This window comes from Vibrio sp. Vb0304, assembly GCF_033338995.1.
Lineage (GTDB): Bacteria > Pseudomonadota > Gammaproteobacteria > Enterobacterales > Vibrionaceae > Vibrio > Vibrio alginolyticus.
In genome coordinates, this window is sequence record NZ_JAWOTT010000324.1 from 1 (window position 1) to 1,081 (window position 1,081).

Sequence of the window (1,081 nt, forward strand, 5' to 3'; positions counted from 1 at the left end):
GATGTTTCACCGAACGACATTCTACTGCTTGATGATGGCAGAGTTCAATTGCAAGTCACCAGCGTAGAAGGAAATAAAGTCCATACCCGTGTGACCGTTGGTGGCCCATTATCCAATAACAAGGGCATCAACAAAAAAGGCGGTGGCTTATCAGCCGATGCACTCACGGAAAAAGACAAAGCTGACATCATCACAGCCGCAGAAATTAAGGTCGACTATTTGGCCATTTCTTTCCCACGCAATGGCGAGGACATGCACTATGCCAGACGCTTGGCCCGGGATGCCGGCTTAGAAGCAAAACTCGTCGCAAAAGTAGAACGTGCAGAAACCGTCGCCACGAGCGAGTCGATTGACGATATCATCCTAGCTTCTGACGTCGTGATGGTCGCTCGCGGCGATTTAGGCGTTGAGATTGGCGATCCTGAGCTGATCGGTGTTCAGAAAAAACTCATTCGTCGAGCTCGAAGTTTGAACCGCGTTGTCATTACTGCAACTCAAATGATGGAATCGATGATCAATAGCCCAATGCCAACGCGTGCAGAAGTCATGGACGTAGCAAACGCCGTTTTGGATGGCACCGATGCCGTGATGCTGTCTGGAGAGACCGCTGCCGGTCAATATCCGGTAGAGACCGTGAAATCAATGGCGGATGTCTGTATTGGCGCAGAAAAGATGTCTGAAGCAAGTCTATCGACCTACCGTCTCGACCGCACCTTTGAAACAGCAGAAGAGACCATTGCAATGGCAACCATGTACTCAGCGAACCACATGGAAGGCATTAAAGCGATGATTGCATTAACAGAGTCAGGAAGAACAGCTTTGATGATGTCACGCCTAAGCTCTGGTTTGCCGATTTTTGCTTTATCGCGTAACGAATCGACGCTCAACCGCGCAGCGTTATATCGTGGCGTGACGCCAGTGTACTTTGATGCGAAATGCGATGCGGGCTTACCAACCGCTCAAGCCGCAATTTCCAGCCTCAAAGATCAAGGTTACCTACATGAAGGTGACTTAGTGATCATCACTCAAGGTGACGTGATGGACGTCGTTGGTTCAACCAACTGCATGCGTATTCTGCCAG

Annotated in this window: 1 protein-coding gene; it reads left to right on the forward strand. The window is 49.8% G+C overall.

The window, feature by feature from the left end; genetic code table 11:
- The coding region (gene pyk / locus R7P35_RS25975) for a pyruvate kinase (protein ID WP_318093344.1) at positions 1-1,081 on the forward strand (1,081 nt) is incomplete at both ends.